Origin of the sequence: Ruegeria sp. HKCCD8929 (genome assembly GCF_013031405.1) — a bacterium.
In the GTDB taxonomy this organism is placed as follows: Bacteria; Pseudomonadota; Alphaproteobacteria; order Rhodobacterales; family Rhodobacteraceae; genus Ruegeria.
Window position 1 is genome coordinate 1 of sequence record NZ_WPZY01000054.1, and the last position, 17,332, is coordinate 17,332.

Genomic DNA, 17,332 nt, shown 5'->3' on the forward strand with positions numbered 1-17,332 from the left:
CTGGAACTACTTCAAGGCTGCCGGCTATGTCTCAGGTTAATGGCGGGAGGCTTTAGTTCGACCACCACCCGATTTAGCTCTCGCAGCGAATGGCAGGTTCAACGGGCCGCATCGCAGCATCTCTACACCCGGACGGAGGGCGGCTTTGGGCCGTCCTCAACTGCCAGCTACCTGGACAGAAGAGGCATGCTGCACTGACCCCGATGGCGGCGAAGCGCCCAAATTTCCAAATGCCGCGGTTTGCATGAGTGTCCGATCGAGTTTCTCAAGCTCCATATGAGAGCGGCGCACACGTGACCGTAAGCCATTTCAGGAAGTTGTTAACTTGATTGGAGACGCGTCCCTTGCGGTAGACCGCGAAATAACAGGCAACCCAGTCCAGGCGAATGTCAATTGCTTCCAAATCACCTTGGTCCAAGTGCTTTTTGACCGTCACTTCAGGGCTAAGGTGCAATCCGTACCCTTGCAAAGCGGCGTCGAGTTCAAATTTTGGACCTCCTGGATCAACGAGTTGAAGCTCCGCGAGAGACAGTCCTACGTCTCGAACAACTCCTTCAAAAACATGGCCACCGATGCTGTTATCTCGGATCCACGGCACACCCGCCAAGTCTTTCGCGCTCGACCTGACGAGTTCTGGTGTCCCACACAAAACGAAAGGTGACTTGAGAAGCAGTTTCTGGGCGGCACCGTTCCAAACATGGTCCGGCGGGCCTCCGCGGATCGCAATATCAAAGGCTTCAAGGTCGAGGTCCCAAGAATTCCCTTCCGCAGCGAAGGACACTTGGACACCGGGATGCTTTGCCCAAAAGTCGCTCAGGCGCGGCATGATGACTGCGTCGACAAATCTGACGGTCGTAGACACGCGCACGCCGCGAGCGGCCTCCTGAACCGAAACATCGTCAATCCCTTTTGCGATCTGCTCAAAGGCGTCATTGAGCGTCCCCGCAAGCGTGCGGCCCGCTGCGGTCAAAGCAAGTCCACGTCCGTCGCGGCGCACAAGTGCGATGCCCAGATCCGCTTCAAGTTTTCGCACCTGCTGGGCAATCGCGGCTGTTGTTACATTGAGCGATCGTGCCGCCGCAGAATAGCCGCCCAAACGCCCGGTCGCTTCAAAGGCGCGTAGGGTCGTGAGCGGAGGCAACTTATGCCAGTCAATAAGGTTCATTCAGTAGTGCTACTTAATTGTTGCGAATTATCCCTGACTCGTAACGTCGACAATAGGGCGATATTGATAAGAGGCACACCCCATAGCGAGTCGAGAAATGAGTGGTGTGACTATCAGAAACTGCGGTTGCCTTTGCGGCCTATCGGATTGTCTTGGGACAGGTTCATCTTGCGCCGCGTTTGACGGTGCAAGTTGAAAGCCGACGACAGGCCACGGCGAGCCGCTGCCGGATATGGAGGCTGAAATGACCAGAAAAATTTCTCAGCTTGTCGCAGTCATGGGATTGGCTCTTGCGACACCCGTGCTCTCGGACATCCGAGCAGAGACGGCGCAAGCCGCACACACCGTCTACCTTGCGGCAATCAATTCCAATAATCTGGACCGGTTCCTCGAAACCGTTACAGATGACGTTGTGTTCATCCCGCCCGGTACGCCTGTCATGGAAGGCAAATCTGACGTGACGCCCTGGGTTCGCGGGTACTTCGATGCGGCTCAAACCTCCTGGGAAAAGCGATCGCTAGAATTCGTAGTGGCGGTTGATTGGGCCTTTGAGCGCTATGCGTTTACCGCGACGGATGTTCCGCACGGCGCGGGCTTGGCGACTGTCTCGACCGGTCACGGGATCCACATCTACCGCCGAGAAGACGATGGCGCTTGGCGCGTCGCGCGGGATATCTGGTCCAACACAAACACGAGCATACTGAGTTCAAGCCTGCCTGTCGCGCCGGCATGTTCAGGTCCAGCGGGGCCGTGTTGACCGCGGCACACTGTCAGTCGACCCACCGCAAAGCGTTAGATTGAGGCGGCGTTCGCTCAAATAGCAACACTGTCAGGATGTGGATTCCAACACCGAAGCTGACCTATGGCCAAGACACACTTTGGCCGGCTTTGGCCCCCGATCAGTAAGTTCTTCTCGTCGTGAATTTGCTGGTGCGGCGATTGTCCGGAATGCGGGCCCGCGACTCAGAATGGGAGAACCAGGTCGAGTGCCCGGAGTGGGTCGGCTCTGACGCCCATCCGAGCTGAGATCGAGGTGATGCTGCACTGAATCCAGGGTCAGTTCTGAGCCGAGGCCGCGTGAACATCACAATTCTTGATTTGCCGCGGGATTTTGTTCTTCTAAGGGCCGGCGAACACAGTCATTCGGGAGAATAATCATCCGAATGGCAACGTGTCGGAACCGTATTCTTCCGGGCCCCTCAAAATCTGAGTTTTCACACAGCCTCAGCCCAAAGGCGACCCAGCCGGGTACGGTGACGCAGCACCAGGCGAAAGCACGGTGCGTAGGCATTCACTGCAGAAACGGTATCGGTGCATCGCAAAGCGAACCAGTGGAAAGGCATAAGGATCATGTGTTATGTTAATCAAGGCGTTGCAATTTTGGGTCCGGGCTACATAAGGATGGCAGACGTTGGTTATCGAATTTGCTGCTAAGGAAACTGTCAAGGCCGCAATTGACGTGGCAAAAAAGTATTTTATCTCGAAAATCGAAAGAGATGAGAAAATAGAGCTAAGCAAAAATGATATCTCCGAAGAAGGGGAAGTTTCTCTGCCAATAGTTTTTAAGAAAGTCAAAGATACTGACAGTTACAGGGCAACTATAGGATCGGTAACAAGAATCTCAGTCAGTTTCGACGAAGGTTATACTGATCAAAAATTATCACGTCACATCAGTTCTACAGTTGCATGGGCGTCAGTAGTTAACTTTCGCGACATGCGGCACCCAAAAGAGTTTGAAAGCGTCTATGTTGATTTAGAAACTAACTTCCTGCGCAGTCATGAAGATGACTATGGACCGTCTAAGGGACCGATGGAAAGCCGCTCTGAGACAATTATTCCGATAATCGAAAGCTGCCCTAGTCATGTATTAATAACCGGTCTTCCTGGAGCCGGGAAAACAACTACGATGAAGCGCGTAATTCTGTTGTTTCATAAGGGAATCTCGAAATTGAATGGTAGCTACTCATTTCCTGTCCTTATCAGGTTGCGGGATCTAACGCCAGACCCTAGTATACAACAGCCAATTTTTCACTTCGTAAAAGAGTTTTTTTCCGTCGAAAGGCGGTTTGAATCCCTAATTCCAGAACCTGATGGTAAAGACACTGCTTCTTCTCAGAAAACACTATCCAAAATTTGGGCAATTATTAAAAAGAGGGTCAGCGAAGCCGAGCAAGGCCTAATTATGGACGTGATACGTGAGGCTCGACCGTTATTTATTCTGGACGGGTTTGATGAAGTTTCAGATCCGAAGTTGCGTGAAAGTGTCAAGCGTGATATTTCGTGGCTCTCGAAGGAATCCAATGGGTGTTCCGCTTTTAAAATTATTGTAACCAGCAGAATTGGTGAATTGGACGTTGGAAACGACTTCAAGGAGTATCAAATTGCAGCTTTGACACAAGAAAAGATAGAATTGCTTGCACAAAAGTGGCTTAGGAATGAAGGAGAGTCGGATCAATTTTTAAAGCAATTGAGGAAGGTTCCCTACTACGATAATGCGACAAAACCCCTTTCGCTGGCGCACCTGTGTGCGGTCTATGACCGCACAGGCTACATTCCAGAGAAACCAAAGCACATTTACAGAAAAATTGTTCACTTGCTGCTTGAGGAGTGGGATCGGCAAAGGTTTGTAACACGAAAGTCAAGGTTTGAGAACTTTCATATCGATGAAAAATTTGACTTCCTTACTAAGGTCGCGCACTTTTTTTCAGTGGAGTTGGGAAAATATACCGTTGGACCGAAAGATTTGGAAAAAACATTTGAACAACTTCACCGGCAATTTCAATTTAGAAAAGACGACTGCATTGAGGTTTTTAGTGAAATTGAGGGGCATACTGGGTTGCTGATTCGTACGGGAAAAAACGCGTACGAATTCTCGCACAAATCGTTGCAGGAGTATCTCGCCGCCGAGCATATGGTAAAACGCCACAAGCCACCCGACCGTTTAGAAGCTTCGAGATTGAACTCCGAACTTGCGGTTGCAGTTTCGATTTCCACGTCGCCTGCTGATTACCTTGACTATTTAGTGCATAATTGTTTCTTATTGGCGTCTCTTCCTAAGGAATACTTTCTGACATTTTTGCGACGACTGGCAATTGAGAAGCCAAGTTTTGAAGATAATGAAATCGCAATATACAATCTCATGAGAATTTCATCACTGTATTGGTTTCGGGGTGAAGCCCCGATTGAAGCTGAGATGCAAAATATCTCCGATTCCGAACTTCCGACTCAAGAGGATTTAAGAAGGGATCCTACTATTCCTATTATCCGGCAATTGATGAGCGACAGCGAACGGTTGGAGGGTATCCGAGGAATTGAAGTCGATTGGTCTGTACGCCCCTTAGAAAGCACGGATAAGTTCATCTTGATTGCACCAAGTAAAGAACGACAGTTTTTCCCTGTCCGAAGGGACTCTTTAATTGTGCCACTGCACACTTGGCAGGAGTTGGCGTCGGCTACGCCATCCACAAAATAGGTTGTCATCTATTTGATTAGGCAAATTTTGAGGTAGATATGGTAGGCAGAATTCTACCTCGTTTTTAGTTGATTCACATTGAATGACGGCAGTGTTGCGCACTGCGTGAATTCGTCCAACACCCAATTTCGCGGTTGCAGCGAATGTCCGGAATCACGGGCGCACCGCAGCAGGGGCCGATGGTGGTCAACGGCAGGTGAGGGCCGAACCATCTTGCCGCGACTGCAGGCGCGTGAAGCCGCAGCAATAGCTGGTAAGGGCTCATTCTTCCGGTTGGAGAAGATTGTCGAGGCCGCTGTGAGAAGGGAGGATTATGAAGTCAGTTCCGCATAATTTACGCAATCGGCAATGTACTGCATTGGAAAAAAAAGAACTTGTGAGTCCTCTCGACCGCACCAAAACAGACCTGAGGGTCTGAGAGTCCCTCCTAACGCTTTGAACAGTAATGCTATTTCTGGGGTTCTAGCGACCTGATTTCGGCAGTATCTGATGCGTGTCTTGACGGCGAGTTTCAGGATCAATCTGCGCATGTGAATCTACGTGCCTTTTGGTGCTTTCTGTCCAGCCCATTTTCTAGGAGCCGGCTGCACCCGTCGTGATCCTTGCTGTCGCATCCAGGCAGAGCGCCCCCTGCTGGCGGAAGTGAGACGAGGCTAACATAGCGCGCTTCCGCAAAGCGAACGTGTGATTGTCACAATGCCCGCCAGCACTGTCTTTCGACCAAGCTACGCCGTGCCGCCCGGCTCGATCACAAGAGCCAGGAGCGTGATCATTGCTTTAAGGCTGTTCGCGGAAGAACTCTGATGTCCCGAAGGCATTTTCGAACGCCAACACAATTCAATGCAGGCCTGCTACCTGCGTCGAGGCAACAGAAAACTACGCGGGATAGGGTTCAATCTTGTCCGCCGACAATGCGTAGCCGATTTCTGCGAGCTGCGTTGAGATGGAGGACACGCCAAACCTGCCGGTGACATTGACGGCTTCAAACAAACCTTCGCTCTCGTAAGGGTGTTCCGTTGTCACAAAAACCAGCTGATTGGCCGGTGGTGGCGGAACGTGCACACAGGCACCGACATAGGGCACAAGGATAAAGGCCGTCACGCCGGCGCCGCTGTAGTCAATAGGCACGATGAAACCCGGCAGCCGCACGGTCATGCCATTCCACTCGGTTCGAATGCCGCTGGATTCGGGTTGCTGGCTGGCGAGCGGCGCGTTTTCATGCTCGATCACACCGCGCAAGACATCCGGCACAAACGTATCGCTTTCCGGGAGCAGATCACTCCAACGCAGTTCAACGATATCCTCGGCAAAGGCCTGTTTGCTCAAGAACGGCAAAACCAGCATGCTGCCCAAGAGCCTGCGCCGGACCCGGTCTGTTTTGGCATGGAGTTTCAACGCCTCTGCTACAGGTAGTTCTGACCGATCACTCATTTCGTTCTCCGTCAGCTATGGCGGCCTCTTCGCGGGATTTGGCAAGATATACCGATACGGTCAACAGGTCGCCAAGTGTAGCAATTTTGCGCTCGCGCACCAGCGGCTCAAGAATGGCTGACTGCGACCAGTCGGATCTGAGGGAAAACTGCCGTGCGACGATTACGCCCGCTTCGGGACGTTGGTTGATCAGATCGTGGATTGCGATTTGGATAGCCTCTTGGAGCTCCGGGTTGTCCAGGCCGTGATGCACCGACATGGCCATCACAACTTGCTCAAGCTTTTCCAGCGGCTGTTTCGGGTCAAGAAGCATACGACTTGCCAAATGCTCCACCCCTGCGACCCCCTCAAGTTCGATGAAGGCCGCAGCAAAGGCACCAAGGTTGTCAGCCCATATCCGGTCCGAGGCGCGGTTTATGTAGTCGTGGATTTCCGCCCGAGCGGAAGGCGTGCCGGATAGTCCCAAAAGCAGGGCGCGAATGGCCTGATACGGGTATCCGTTGCGCGCCCACAAATCCCGCAGTAGCTCTTCGCTCGGGATCCGCAGATCAAGCGCACGCAGGTCTGCGTATGGGACCTTGTCGAGCTCACCAATTACGATGGCCTTGTGTGTTGGGACACTGCTGTTTTGCAGAGCGGTGACGAAATCCAAACGGCTTTGGGGCATACCCGTCTGCCAGGTTACGCGATACTCCAGCGCCGTATCGAGGATGTTGCGATAGCTTTCGTCAACATAGGCAACCCGTCGCCATCCGATGTCGGAGTTATGGGCAAACAGCACTGTTTCCGAGGTGTCCGTGGCCAGTTTTCGCCGGGTCATGCTGTCGACAAGCTGGCTGATCGGTGGTCCCTCATCTTCGCCAACCAGGATGCGGGTCACATCGAAGGCAAAGGGGTTCTCATCATCGGGGCGCGCCAATACCAATTTCTCTGACTCCACGATCCAGTCGATTTGAGTCCGCTCGGGTTTGACCATGTCAAAGGCGCAGGCCGAAGCCGGGCCCGAAGCAACAGAGAACGCCATTACGCAAAGACCATATGCCGATGCGCGCAGTCCCCGGCCAAGGGCCGGTCGCCGCGCCTGTTTGCGTCGCAATTCCAGCCCGACTACCATTCGTAGATTTCCATTTCATCTGCGACAATCGAATAGCCGGTTTGACCCAGATTGGTCGATTGCAATTGGGTTCGCATCGTCCCTGTCACCCAGACCGGATCCCACAATTGATCCCCCGGCCAGGGCTTTTGAGCCCTCACCATAACAAGCTGGTTGGCAGGCGGCGGTGGAGTGTGAATGCAGGCGCCGACATAAGGCACCAGCATGAAATCGGTTACGCCCTCGGCGCTCACGTCGAAGGGAATAATGAAACCGGGCATTTTGATGTAGGCGCCATTCAGCGCTTCGTTCAATTTGAAGCCGTTGGCGTCGTAGATTGGGTTCCACAGATCCTTTGCTTCATCCAGCTCTCCTTCACCGATGATCTCAGAATATGGAACGCCCGGTGGAATAAGGTCGTCCCACGTGATCTCCCTCGGTGTTCTGGCCAAGACTGTTGTCGGCGCGGCTGCCGTTGCAGTCAAAAGCATCAGGGCAGATCTGCGATTCAGCATGGGTGAGTTTGTTCCCTACGTCACGTCCTTACCATCATACCATCAGCCAAGGAGATTCTGTAGGCGCGCAAGGCCGGGACCAGGCTCACAAGTGCGCTAGCACCGATGACAGCGAGGAGGGTCAAGATTTCCCGCATCGAGGGGGTGTCGATGGGCACCCAAAGACCAAATGCAGCGTCGACGATGGGCTGCGCGATTGTCAGGCCGACGTAGAGCAAGGCGAGACCAAGCAGCGTCCCGACAGCAGCCATCAACACCGCCTCAAGCACCAGAAGGCCGAGAATAACCTCAGGTCTTGCTCCCATGGCCCGAAAAATCGCCATCTCCCGGCGGCGTTCATTCAGGCTGGAAAAGATCGTGGCCATCATTCCGATGAGTGCGGTAACCACCACCATCACCGATACGGCCAACAACGCCGTTTCCGCGATGCCGACAATGCCCCAGAGCTCCTGCAGCGCCACGCCGGGAAGGATCGCCAGCAAAGGCTCTTCGGGATACTCATTGATGGCGCGCTGCAAGGCAAAAGTCTGGAGCGGGCTTTTGACGCCAACAAGGGCTGCGGTCACGGCTTTTGGCTCCAGATCCATCTGGCGGATGGCCTCTACGGGGGTGGACTGACCGGGGATCTGCGCCCCGCTTTGCCAATCCACGTGGATTGCCTCGATGGCTTGCATGCTCACGATCACGGTCCGATCAACCGGCGTGCCGGTCTTTTCAAGAATGCCCGAGACGCGGAATGGCTGATCCTTGTGTTCCGTGAAGGATGCAAGGCCATGAGCGACAATGATCGGGTCGCCCACGCTGTAACCCAATGTTTTTGCGACGTCCGCGCCGATAACTGTATCAAAGAGGTCATCCATGACGACCCCATCGGACATCTCGAGCGGCCTTCCCTGCCGGTACCTGTAGTGTTCGAAAAACCCTTGCGTTGTTCCCATGACCCGGAATTGCCGGTGGCTGTCGCCCAGCGAGATCGGTACGATCCAATCCACATCCGGCCGCGCCGCTATATCCAGATAGCTTTCCCACGTGACGTTGTTGGTCGCGTTGCCGATGCGAAACACCGAGTACAGCAAAAGCTGCACCGAACCCGACCTGGCGCCGACTATCAAATCCGTTCCGGAAATCGTATCGGCGAAGCTGGCCTTGGCCCCGGTCCGCACCTTTTCGACCCCAAGAAACAGCGCGACGGAGAGGGCGATGGCAAGGATGGTCATTCCAACGGTGAGCGCCCGCGCGAGGAGCGATGCGATTGCGAGACGCAGGATCATGCTGCGGCCCGCTCAATCCGTGCGATGTCTTCCATGCGGACGACACGATCGAACCGATCCCCCAAGCGGGGGTCGTGGCTGACCATCAGAAGGGAGCTGGCGCTGTCGGCGATCTGTTGAAACAGAAGTTCGAGGAAAGCGGTCTGACTGGTCGCATCCAGGGCCGAGGTTGGTTCATCCGCGATGATCAGGGGCGGCTGGCCGATCAAGGCCCGCGCCACGGCCACCCGTTGCTGTTGCCCCACGCTCAGCGAACTGGCTTTTGCCGATACCACGTCGTCGGGCAATCCGAGTGAGGTGCAGAGCGCCAAGGCGGTGACCTTTGCATCCCCGGCGCGTTTCCGTCGTTCCGGGGCAAAGCGGAGCGGCAACAGAATGTTGTCGGTGACCGTTCCGAACGGCAGCAGATTGAACTGCTGAAAGATCACACCGATCTGCTCGGCGCGAAACCTGTCACGCTTGCCGCCGGAAAGCGTCGCAATGTCGGTGCCCGCAACATGCACCTGACCCGCCGACGGGAGAATTGTGCCACAGATCAGCGACAGAAGCGTCGATTTACCCGAGCCGCTTTCACCTAAGAGAAGCACAGCTTCGCCCTCAGCAACGGAGAAGTCGGCCACCGCAAGGGAAAACCCGGCCCGCCCTAGCCAGCGAAAGCCGACATCTGCGATCCTGAGAACGGCTGGTTTCAAATCAGAACTGGCTCCGCAGGTCCAGAACCGGAGCGTCGCGTTCCACCTCGAACGCCTGAGCACCGGAGGCGGTGATAACCTGCACCTCCAATTCACGCGCGTTTTCGAAAGTGTCGAAATAGGCAAAGGTGATTTCGGTAAGCGCTTCGGGATTGGCGCAGTTCAGCGTGTATTCGGCATGGAACTCGGTGTGCCCTGCCTCATCGGCGTGCTCTTCATGTTCATCATGCTCCGCATGCTCTTCATGATCCTCGTGGTCTTCATGGTCTTCGTCTGCGGCGTGATCTTCGTGATCCTCTTCGCTTTCCAGCTCAGCACTTGCCTGCGTCACCGAACATTCGGCCCCGGCGGGCAATACGAACAGATCAAGTGGCGCGGCAAGCGTCGCGACGGCGGCGTCCACGGCGGCACGATCTTCCTGGCTGTTCGCAGCATGCTCAAACCCGACAATGTCCGCGCCAGGCGCGTGGAATTCCATAGCCAAGGTCGTTCCATCGACGGCAATGTTCAAGGCGCCGACGCCGTGCTCATGTGCGTCAAGCTGACGGGTTTCCTCTGCAAGGGCAGGGTAGGCGGCGAGGATGGCAATCAAAGACAGGGTCTGTTTCATAGGATCTCCAATGCGGGTGACAAAGGGCTCATGCAGCGCAGGTTCCGCATCGCCCGTGGATTTCGACAATGTGCCGTTCAGCGCAGAATGCGCTGCGATCTGTGAGTTTGGTCAGCGGTAGCAGAAGACCACTTCCGTCATGTTCCTCGACCGATCCGCAGTCTTCACAAATGGCAAGAACCGGAACGCTTTCGGCGTGACTGCACCGACAAGGCACGAACGCCTTGATCGATTCGAGGCGGTGCGCGCGCCCCTGACCGGTCAGCGCCGAAAGTGTGCGATACACCGTCGGAGGCGCAATATCCGGCTCATCCGCCTGTAATTCTTCGAGGATTTGATAGGCCGTCATCGGTTTGTCGCATGCATTCAGCACGTTCAACACGTCCTGCTGCCGTGCTGTGGCGCGCTTTCTCATGTCAAAGTCTCCGATGGATGTATTTTGTTATTTTATAAAGTAATTACCTGCGGTGTGTGAAGAGCGGACTTCCAATCCACTTGCGGCATTTGGCACTCGGGCTCGGAGCCGCTTTCTGGCAGCGCAACCGTGCGCTGCGTTCCCTTTCCGACACTCGTGACGGATTGCATTTATCCGGCGCTTGGATTGCAAACATGCCGGAATTGCGGGTGGCCGGATCAAACACATATTCACGGCTGAAACATCCGATTGTCCGGCCAGGACCAATGCAGGTCCCGGTCGGAGGCACCGTTGCGGACGTGGAAGTACACAGCGGACAAAATCACTCTCGCCGGACACTGCACGCCTTTGAGGGAAATCAAGGACCAGCCTTCTCATAGAAATTGCTGTCGCTCTTTGGCGCCCCAGCCCTTTCAGTGTCAGCCGTCAAGAGTTTGCAACAGATCCCTTGGCCAGTTGTCGGGCTTTTTGGCGCTGCCACGCTCAATCAGCGGGCTTTCAATTTCAATCCGCCTAGGAGAGGGTTCCTGGTTCTCGATCATGGAAAGTAGCATCTGCACAGTGATCTCGGCCATTCGGTTCGCCGGTTGCCGCAAGGTGGTCAGGTCAAACGTTTTCCACGCGGCCATTGCCACGTCGTCATAGCCGACAACGGAAACATCTTCCGGTACATCCAGACCAAGCTCCTGTTTCAGCGTCTCAAGAACCGCAAAGGCCATGTGGTCGTTTCCGACGAAAATCGCATCCGGGCCGCTGCCATCGCGAAACAGTTCAAGCGTCGCCTGATGCGCAATCACTCTGCTGTATTCACAGTCGACTATCTTGAAAGGCTCCATGCCCTGAGCCTTCATTTCGGCCAGAAAACCGGCCTTCCTTTCGCGGCCGTTCAGTGATTTCAGCCAGCCTGCAATATGCGCTATCCGTTTGTGGCCTCCGGCAAGCAGGTATTTCGCGGCAAGCCGGCCGCCATCGAAATTGGCAGACGTCACCGAGGCGATGCTGGGATCATCCTGCCCGCGATTGAACAGAACCAGAGGGATTCCGTAGTCGCGCAATCTGCTGGTGAGTTCGCTGGACATGCTGACGGATGCCAGGATTATGCCGTCCACCTGATGGGCAAGCAGATCCTCGACCACGCCATCGACCTCTTCGGTCAGGTTCGACGCAAAGAACGTCATGATGTGGTAACCATGTTCGTGAAACCCGGCAGACAGCTTTTCAAGCGCTTCGGTGTAGAACGGATTCTTGAGGTAGGCGAGGACTATTCCAATTGTGCGCGACCGGCCCGTGTTCAACGATCTGGCCAGCGTGTTGGGGCGGTAACCCAGTTTGATTGCCGCCTCGCGAACACGTTTTTGTTTGTCTTCCGAGACCTTCGAGCCGGGCATGAAAACACGGCTGACGGTGGGCTGGCTCACCCCGGCCAGCTTGGCCACTTCGGCGGCTGTTACTCGGTTCACACGCATCCGCTACCCGTTTGGTCGATGATACTCCGCAGCAATATCACAGTGAACGGCGGTCCCTCTACAGCGTCTCACGTTGACGTTACGCCGTTCAGCATTGGCGGTGGCCGTTCTTCGCAAAGGGTTTGGACCAAGTATTCTGATCCGAGCCACGGTGTCTTTCATCAGAAGCTCTTTTTTGTTCAGGGCTCGCGGATCCGGCTGCCGGTTTCCGGGTCAAAGAGATATAGATGCTCGGTCGAAAGCGAGATGCCGACAACGTCGTCCTGGTTCTTGCGTAGATGCCGGCTGCCGCGGGCAATGACGCGCTGTTTCCCCCATTGAACCGTCAGCAAAGTGCTTTCACCGGTGTTTTCGAAGGCGTAGATGGTGACGTCTATGTCACCTTCGCCGGGTTCAAACACCTTCATGTCGTCGGCGCGCACGCCAAGGATGACCGCTGGACGATCAGGGATTGCCACGCGAACCAGCCGCGTCCCGCCTGTGGTGACAAACATGCCATCATGAACCGACCCGTTGATCAGGTTCATGGCCGGAGAGCCGATGAAGCCGGCGACAAACAGGTTGGCCGGATCGTTGTAGATCTCGTCCGGCGTGCCGAGTTGCTGTATCACCCCGTGCTTCATCACCGCCACCCGGTCGGCCAGGGTCATGGCTTCGATCTGGTCATGGGTGACATAGACCGTCGTGATCTTCATCTGGCGGCTGAGATGTTTCAGCTCGGCCCGCATCGTCACCCGCAGCTTGGCGTCGAGATTGGACAGCGGCTCATCCATCAGAAAGACCTTGGGTGTGCGCACGATGGCGCGCGCCAGCGCGACCCGCTGCCTCTGACCGCCTGACAAGGCCTTGGGTTTGCGATCCAGGAACTGGGTCAATTCCACCTTTTCGGCGGCTTCGTGCACCTTGGGTCCGATGTCCGGCTTCGGCGTGCCGCGCACTTTTAGCGGATAGGCGATGTTGTCGAAGATCGTCATGTGGGGGTAGAGGCCATAGTTTTGGAACACCATGGCCACGTCCCGATCCTTTGGCAGATCATCGTTGACCATGCGGTCTCCGATCCAGATTTCACCATCTGTCGGATCTTCGAGACCGGCGATCATGCGCATGGTCGTGGTCTTGCCGCAGCCCGAGGGGCCGAGCAGCACCAGGAACTCCCGGTCCTGGATTTCGAGGGACTGGTCGTCGACGCCAACGAAATCGCCCCAGCGTTTGGTCAGATTCTTGAGAATGACTTCGGCCATCAGCGTACGGCTCCCATGGTCATGCCTTGCACAAAGTATTTCCGGATGATGAGGGCGAGCACGAACATCGGCAGCATGATGATTATGCCCGCCGCGCTGAGCAGGTTCCACAGATCGCCTTCTTCACCTTTGAACAGGGCCAGCCCGATGGGCAGTGTGACCGCGTCCTTGTTGGTCAGGATCAGCGCGAACAGGAACTCGTTCCAGGCAATGATGAAACAGAAGATCCCCGCCGTCAGCAGGCCCGGCGCCGCCATCGGCAGAACGATGTTGACGATCACCTGCATTCGCGAAGATCCGTCCACCATCGCCGCCTCTTCGGTGTCCAGTGGGATGCCGTCGATGAAACCCTTGATCATCCAGATGGCAAACGGCATCACAATGGCGAGGTTGACCAGGATCAGACCGGCACGTGTATCAAGCAGCCCTATGTCGCGGAACATCACGAAGAACGGCAGGATGATCACCACAGCCGGGACGAACTGTGTGGCCAGGATCATGACCAGCATCGCTGTTTCGCCGGTCAGGCGGAACCGGGAAAAGGAATAGGCCGCTAGGGTGGCAATGGGGATCGCGATGACAACCGTAACAAGCGCCACGACGGTCGAGTTGATCAGCTTGGCGCCCAGATAATAGGGCGCATCGAATACGATCCCGAAATTCTCCAGCGTCGGCGTGAACAGCAGTTTCAGCTGATAAACGTCTACGTGGTTTTTGAAGGCGGCAAGGAAGATCCAGATGATCGGGATCAGCATGATGAAGATCGCGATCAGGATCAGCACGATCTGGATCGCATTGACGATCTGCTTTTTCTGACGGCCGGTCATGATGCTTTCCTGAACACGAACTTGGCGTACGCGTAGGTGAGGAAGATCATCGGGATGACCATGAGCCAGGCGACAGATGCCGAGTACCCGATCTGCCCGTACTTCATACCGTTGAAGTAGATGTAGTGACTGAGCGTCTGGGTGGCCGTGCCCGGCCCGCCATTGGTGAGCATGAAAATCTGATCGAATGTCTTCAGGCTGAAAATCGATTTGAGGATGATCACCACCGCTAGAACGGGCGCGAGTTGCGGCAATGTCACATCGCGAAACACCCGCCAGCCACAGGCGCCGTCAACCTGCGCGGCCTCGACTGTTTCTGGCGGAACCGAGGCCAGCCCGCCGATCAGCACAAGCGTCAGGAATGGAATCCACCCCCAGACATCGGCCATCACGCAGACCGCAAAGGCCAGCTGCGGGTGCGCCAGCCAGCTGATATCGGCCAGCGGCGGAAAGACGGCCCCGAAGAAGGCGTCGAACAAACCGAATTCGGGGTTGAACATGAACCGGAACGAGACGCCGATCAGCGCGGGCGACATGGCGAAAGGCAGGATGAGCAGCGTCTGCACGCCCGACCTGAGCCGTCCGCCCGGGGCCAGCAGCATCGCCAGCCCGAGGGCCAGCAGGGTCGTCAGCGCAACCGTCAGCACGGTGTAGATGGCAGTCACCCAGACCGAGTTCCAGAAGGCGGGCTCTTCCAGAAAGGCCCAGGTATAGTTCTCAAACCCAAGATAGCCTTGCGGAAAGTTGGGTTTGTTGAGCCGGCCCACAGTGAAGGACAGGCGCAGGGATTCGACCAGAGGCCAGATGGCGGTGGCAAACACCACCAGCACCGCCGGCAGCACCAGCAGGTATTTCAGCGTATTGTCACGCATGGTCCGTCCAATCCGATTGCCGCGGGCGCGGCCCTTGAGGCCGCGCCATGCGAAGTATCACTCGATACGCCCGGCGCGTTTGAGCACGCGGTTCGACTGCTCGGCGGCTTCGGTCATCAGCTCGCGGACGTCCCCACCGGCGGCCGCCTTGGCGATGGCCGCAGACAGAATGTCGCCGACCTCGGGCCATTCCGGGATCTGGGGCATGATGTCGGACTCTTTGAGCGAATCCCAAGCGGCAGCCTGAATGCCGTCATTGGCCGCGTTCACATCCTCGTCCTGCAGGGACGAGATATGGGTGACCACGTTGTTGACGATCGATTTTCCGGCAACCTCACGCTCGACGGCGTTGGCCTTGTCCATTTCGGGGTTGGAAAGCCACTTGAGGAACTCCCAAGCCGCCTCTTTGTTTCCGGAATATTCCGAGATCGAGAAGGGCATTGAGATCGCATAGGTCTTGGTCCGGCCCTGGTAAGACGGCATGCCGGTGAACCCGACCTGGTCCTTTGTCAGTGTAGACGAGTCGGGGTTGTAGAAGCCGGAATAGGCCCACCACCAGACCGGGATCATCGCGGATTTGCCCTGCATGAAGGACTGGCGGGCGTCCTGCTCGACAAAAGCCAGACTGTTGGGGTTGGTGACCCCATGCACCGTGTGCAGTGCGATATAGTCCTCTGTGGCTTTCAGTGCTTCTTCGCTGGTCCACGCGGCGGTCCAGTCGTCGTTGAAGATTTCGGCGCCGGCAGCCCAAAGAAAGTTGATCCAGATGAACAGGTTTTGCCGATTGCCGTCATTGTTATAATACAGCGCCAGCGGAGCCACATCCGGGTTGGTTTCCTTGAGCTTCTTGCCGATCTCGATCACTTCCTCCCATGAGGTCGGCGGTTCCGGGATCAGATCCTTGCGGTAGAACATCAGCTGAGGATGGGCCCGCAGGGGAAAACCAAGCGTTTTGCCTTCGAACTGGGCCGATCTTGCAAATGCCGCCGGATACCGGTCCATCGAGATTCCATCCCGCGCCATCACGTCGTCTATTGGCATCAGCCAATGTGCGTTTGGCGGTCCCCAGCTGTCCAGATAGTTCACCACATCGAAGGTCCCGTTTGCCGCGATACCTTCGGCGTTGATTTTTTCCTGCAGCGAACCGAAGGGGATGAACGTCCACTCGGTCTCGATCCCGGTGAGCTCGGTGAACTCATCGTCGCGCAGCATCAACCCGTCAAACTGGGGCGTCACGACGCTCAGGATATTGAGCTTGGTTCCGGCATAGGGTTGGCCATCCTGCAGATTGTAGGGAACCTCATCCGCAATGGCGCCGAGTGGCATCATCGACATCGTGATCGCAGCCACGCCCGATTTCAGCAGAGTTCGTTTGCGCATTCTCTCCTCCCTCGCGAATCGCAACACTCTCATTGAGGATAACGTTTTCATGAATACGTATTCAATGTTTATTTTTCCACTTTTTAGGGAGGTAAAGCGGTTATGTTGGTCGGCCGTTGAGTTGTTGCTGGTACTGAATGCAATCTTCTGTTCCATCCAAACTGATGAGATCCAAGTTCCGTAGGTTCAGGACTCCGGTAGCGAGAGTTGGTCTGTCAATGGGCATTGTGCACAGATCAATCTGCGGCAGCCTCACCTGATCGCCGATCTTCATTGTTAGATCTGGTCCTCCGTCTTGATGCCGTCCCATCCCCTTCCAGTAGATCGCAGCCGGGTTCATGCTTCGATCCGTGGTCAGCGCGATGGCTGTCAACATGATGCTGGTTTAGTGCGGATCCGAATTACCCATCTTATTGGTGTGCTAGAACGACAGACGGACCACGGTCCTGAACTCGGCATCTTCGAAACCGCATCCCGGTAGGGACTTCAAGGGCTGACGTCAGACAACCTTCAACGGAGTGTTGATATCTTCGCGTTTATGAGACCATTGGTGGGGCCACGTATTCGAATTTTATCCCGTCGCGCCACATGGGATGCAATACAACAGCAATGCGCCGAGTTAAGGCAACCATGGCGGCAATGCGTCTTCCCGGAATCGTCTTGCTGCAACTTTGTGTGTCAAACGCTGAACAAAGTTCTGTCACGCTACAGTTGTTGGTTGACACACCTTTCTTCAGGGCTACCGGAAGACCTCGGACAAAGCCGAACAATGCTAAATGAGTCAACAAAACAGGGTCTTCACGTGGCACAGCCTGTCTCGTGGCATTTGACCTTCCCCCCGATTTTCGGGCCATTGCGAACTGGAATTTTCCACCTTTGAAT

Annotated in this window: 16 protein-coding genes; 2 read left to right on the forward strand and 14 right to left on the reverse strand. The window is 55.6% G+C overall.

The window, feature by feature from the left end; genetic code table 11:
* Positions 1 to 265 precede the first annotated feature (265 nt).
* Complete coding sequence (locus GOX53_RS26910) at positions 266 to 1,165, reverse strand: LysR substrate-binding domain-containing protein (RefSeq protein ID WP_171181900.1); 900 nt, start codon at positions 1,163 to 1,165, stop codon at positions 266 to 268.
* 244 nt (positions 1,166 to 1,409) lie between these two features.
* On the opposite strand from GOX53_RS26910, the gene GOX53_RS26915 reads away from it, so the two are divergent.
* The gene (locus GOX53_RS26915) at positions 1,410 to 1,922 is read left to right on the forward strand and encodes a nuclear transport factor 2 family protein (protein WP_171181902.1); all 513 of its coding nucleotides are present in this window, start codon (positions 1,410 to 1,412) and stop codon (positions 1,920 to 1,922) included.
* A 654-nt stretch (positions 1,923 to 2,576) separates the two neighbouring features.
* The gene (locus tag GOX53_RS26920) at positions 2,577 to 4,637 is read left to right on the forward strand and encodes an NACHT domain-containing NTPase (protein WP_171181904.1); all 2,061 of its coding nucleotides are present in this window, start codon (positions 2,577 to 2,579) and stop codon (positions 4,635 to 4,637) included.
* A gap of 876 nt (positions 4,638 to 5,513) precedes the next feature.
* Here the strand turns inward: GOX53_RS26920 and GOX53_RS26925 are convergent.
* The 13 genes from GOX53_RS26925 to GOX53_RS29640 all read right to left on the reverse strand — a co-directional run.
* Entirely contained in the window at positions 5,514 to 6,068 is a 555-nt protein-coding gene (locus tag GOX53_RS26925) for a DUF3299 domain-containing protein (RefSeq protein ID WP_371810443.1), read from the reverse strand.
* Positions 6,061 to 7,044: a hypothetical protein gene (locus GOX53_RS26930; protein WP_171181906.1), complete on the reverse strand. Its 984-nt coding sequence runs from the start codon at positions 7,042 to 7,044 to the stop codon at positions 6,061 to 6,063. The genes GOX53_RS26925 and GOX53_RS26930 overlap by 8 nt, the downstream gene beginning before the upstream one ends.
* Positions 7,045 to 7,175: 131 nt before the next feature.
* Complete coding sequence (locus GOX53_RS26935; RefSeq protein WP_171181908.1) at positions 7,176 to 7,676, reverse strand: DUF3299 domain-containing protein; 501 nt, start codon at positions 7,674 to 7,676, stop codon at positions 7,176 to 7,178.
* A 20-nt stretch (positions 7,677 to 7,696) separates the two neighbouring features.
* On the reverse strand, positions 7,697 to 8,947 hold the full coding sequence (locus GOX53_RS26940; protein WP_171181910.1) for an ABC transporter permease: 1,251 nt from the start codon (positions 8,945 to 8,947) through the stop codon (positions 7,697 to 7,699).
* Positions 8,944 to 9,639: an ABC transporter ATP-binding protein gene (locus tag GOX53_RS26945; RefSeq protein WP_171181912.1), complete on the reverse strand. Its 696-nt coding sequence runs from the start codon at positions 9,637 to 9,639 to the stop codon at positions 8,944 to 8,946. The genes GOX53_RS26940 and GOX53_RS26945 overlap by 4 nt, the downstream gene beginning before the upstream one ends.
* A 1-nt stretch (position 9,640) precedes the next feature.
* Complete coding sequence (locus tag GOX53_RS26950) at positions 9,641 to 10,249, reverse strand: DUF2796 domain-containing protein (RefSeq protein WP_171181914.1); 609 nt, start codon at positions 10,247 to 10,249, stop codon at positions 9,641 to 9,643.
* 28 nt (positions 10,250 to 10,277) lie between these two features.
* Complete coding sequence (locus GOX53_RS26955) at positions 10,278 to 10,664, reverse strand: Fur family transcriptional regulator (RefSeq protein ID WP_171181916.1); 387 nt, start codon at positions 10,662 to 10,664, stop codon at positions 10,278 to 10,280.
* A gap of 419 nt (positions 10,665 to 11,083) precedes the next feature.
* Positions 11,084 to 12,130 (reverse strand): LacI family DNA-binding transcriptional regulator, encoded by a 1,047-nt coding sequence (locus GOX53_RS26960; RefSeq protein WP_171181918.1) that lies wholly within the window; start codon positions 12,128 to 12,130, stop codon positions 11,084 to 11,086.
* Between the two features lie 179 nt (positions 12,131 to 12,309).
* A complete protein-coding gene (locus GOX53_RS26965) occupies positions 12,310 to 13,371 on the reverse strand; it encodes an ABC transporter ATP-binding protein (protein ID WP_171181920.1) in 1,062 nt (353 codons plus the stop codon).
* Positions 13,371 to 14,198: a carbohydrate ABC transporter permease gene (locus tag GOX53_RS26970; protein ID WP_171181921.1), complete on the reverse strand. Its 828-nt coding sequence runs from the start codon at positions 14,196 to 14,198 to the stop codon at positions 13,371 to 13,373. Before GOX53_RS26970 ends, GOX53_RS26965 begins: the two co-directional genes overlap by 1 nt.
* Positions 14,195 to 15,070, reverse strand: coding sequence for a carbohydrate ABC transporter permease (locus GOX53_RS26975; protein ID WP_171181924.1), 876 nt, complete (start codon positions 15,068 to 15,070; stop codon positions 14,195 to 14,197). The genes GOX53_RS26970 and GOX53_RS26975 overlap by 4 nt, the downstream gene beginning before the upstream one ends.
* Positions 15,071 to 15,127: 57 nt before the next feature.
* Complete coding sequence (locus GOX53_RS26980) at positions 15,128 to 16,450, reverse strand: sugar ABC transporter substrate-binding protein (RefSeq protein ID WP_171181926.1); 1,323 nt, start codon at positions 16,448 to 16,450, stop codon at positions 15,128 to 15,130.
* A gap of 536 nt (positions 16,451 to 16,986) precedes the next feature.
* The coding region (locus GOX53_RS29640) for a hypothetical protein (protein ID WP_217351960.1) at positions 16,987 to 17,332 on the reverse strand (346 nt) is incomplete at its 5' end.

What these genes read in the sequence shown, in the direction of transcription:
- GOX53_RS26935 (WP_171181908.1), bottom strand. Translation starts at nt 7,676, where the DNA reads ATGCTGAATCGCAGATCTGCCCTGATGCTTTTGACTGCAACGGCAGCC.
- GOX53_RS26950 (WP_171181914.1), bottom strand. Translation starts at nt 10,249, where the DNA reads ATGAAACAGACCCTGTCTTTGATTGCCATCCTCGCCGCCTACCCTGCC.
- GOX53_RS26975 (WP_171181924.1), bottom strand. Translation starts at nt 15,070, where the DNA reads ATGCGTGACAATACGCTGAAATACCTGCTGGTGCTGCCGGCGGTGCTG.
- GOX53_RS26955 (WP_171181916.1), bottom strand. Translation starts at nt 10,664, where the DNA reads ATGAGAAAGCGCGCCACAGCACGGCAGCAGGACGTGTTGAACGTGCTG.
- GOX53_RS26960 (WP_171181918.1), bottom strand. Translation starts at nt 12,130, where the DNA reads ATGCGTGTGAACCGAGTAACAGCCGCCGAAGTGGCCAAGCTGGCCGGG.
- GOX53_RS26940 (WP_171181910.1), bottom strand. Translation starts at nt 8,947, where the DNA reads ATGATCCTGCGTCTCGCAATCGCATCGCTCCTCGCGCGGGCGCTCACC.
- GOX53_RS26970 (WP_171181921.1), bottom strand. Translation starts at nt 14,198, where the DNA reads ATGACCGGCCGTCAGAAAAAGCAGATCGTCAATGCGATCCAGATCGTG.
- GOX53_RS26980 (WP_171181926.1), bottom strand. Translation starts at nt 16,450, where the DNA reads ATGCGCAAACGAACTCTGCTGAAATCGGGCGTGGCTGCGATCACGATG.
- GOX53_RS26915 (WP_171181902.1), top strand. Translation starts at nt 1,410, where the DNA reads ATGACCAGAAAAATTTCTCAGCTTGTCGCAGTCATGGGATTGGCTCTT.
- GOX53_RS26910 (WP_171181900.1), bottom strand. Translation starts at nt 1,165, where the DNA reads ATGAACCTTATTGACTGGCATAAGTTGCCTCCGCTCACGACCCTACGC.
- GOX53_RS26930 (WP_171181906.1), bottom strand. Translation starts at nt 7,044, where the DNA reads ATGGTCAAACCCGAGCGGACTCAAATCGACTGGATCGTGGAGTCAGAG.
- GOX53_RS26925 (WP_371810443.1), bottom strand. Translation starts at nt 6,068, where the DNA reads ATGAGTGATCGGTCAGAACTACCTGTAGCAGAGGCGTTGAAACTCCAT.
- GOX53_RS26965 (WP_171181920.1), bottom strand. Translation starts at nt 13,371, where the DNA reads ATGGCCGAAGTCATTCTCAAGAATCTGACCAAACGCTGGGGCGATTTC.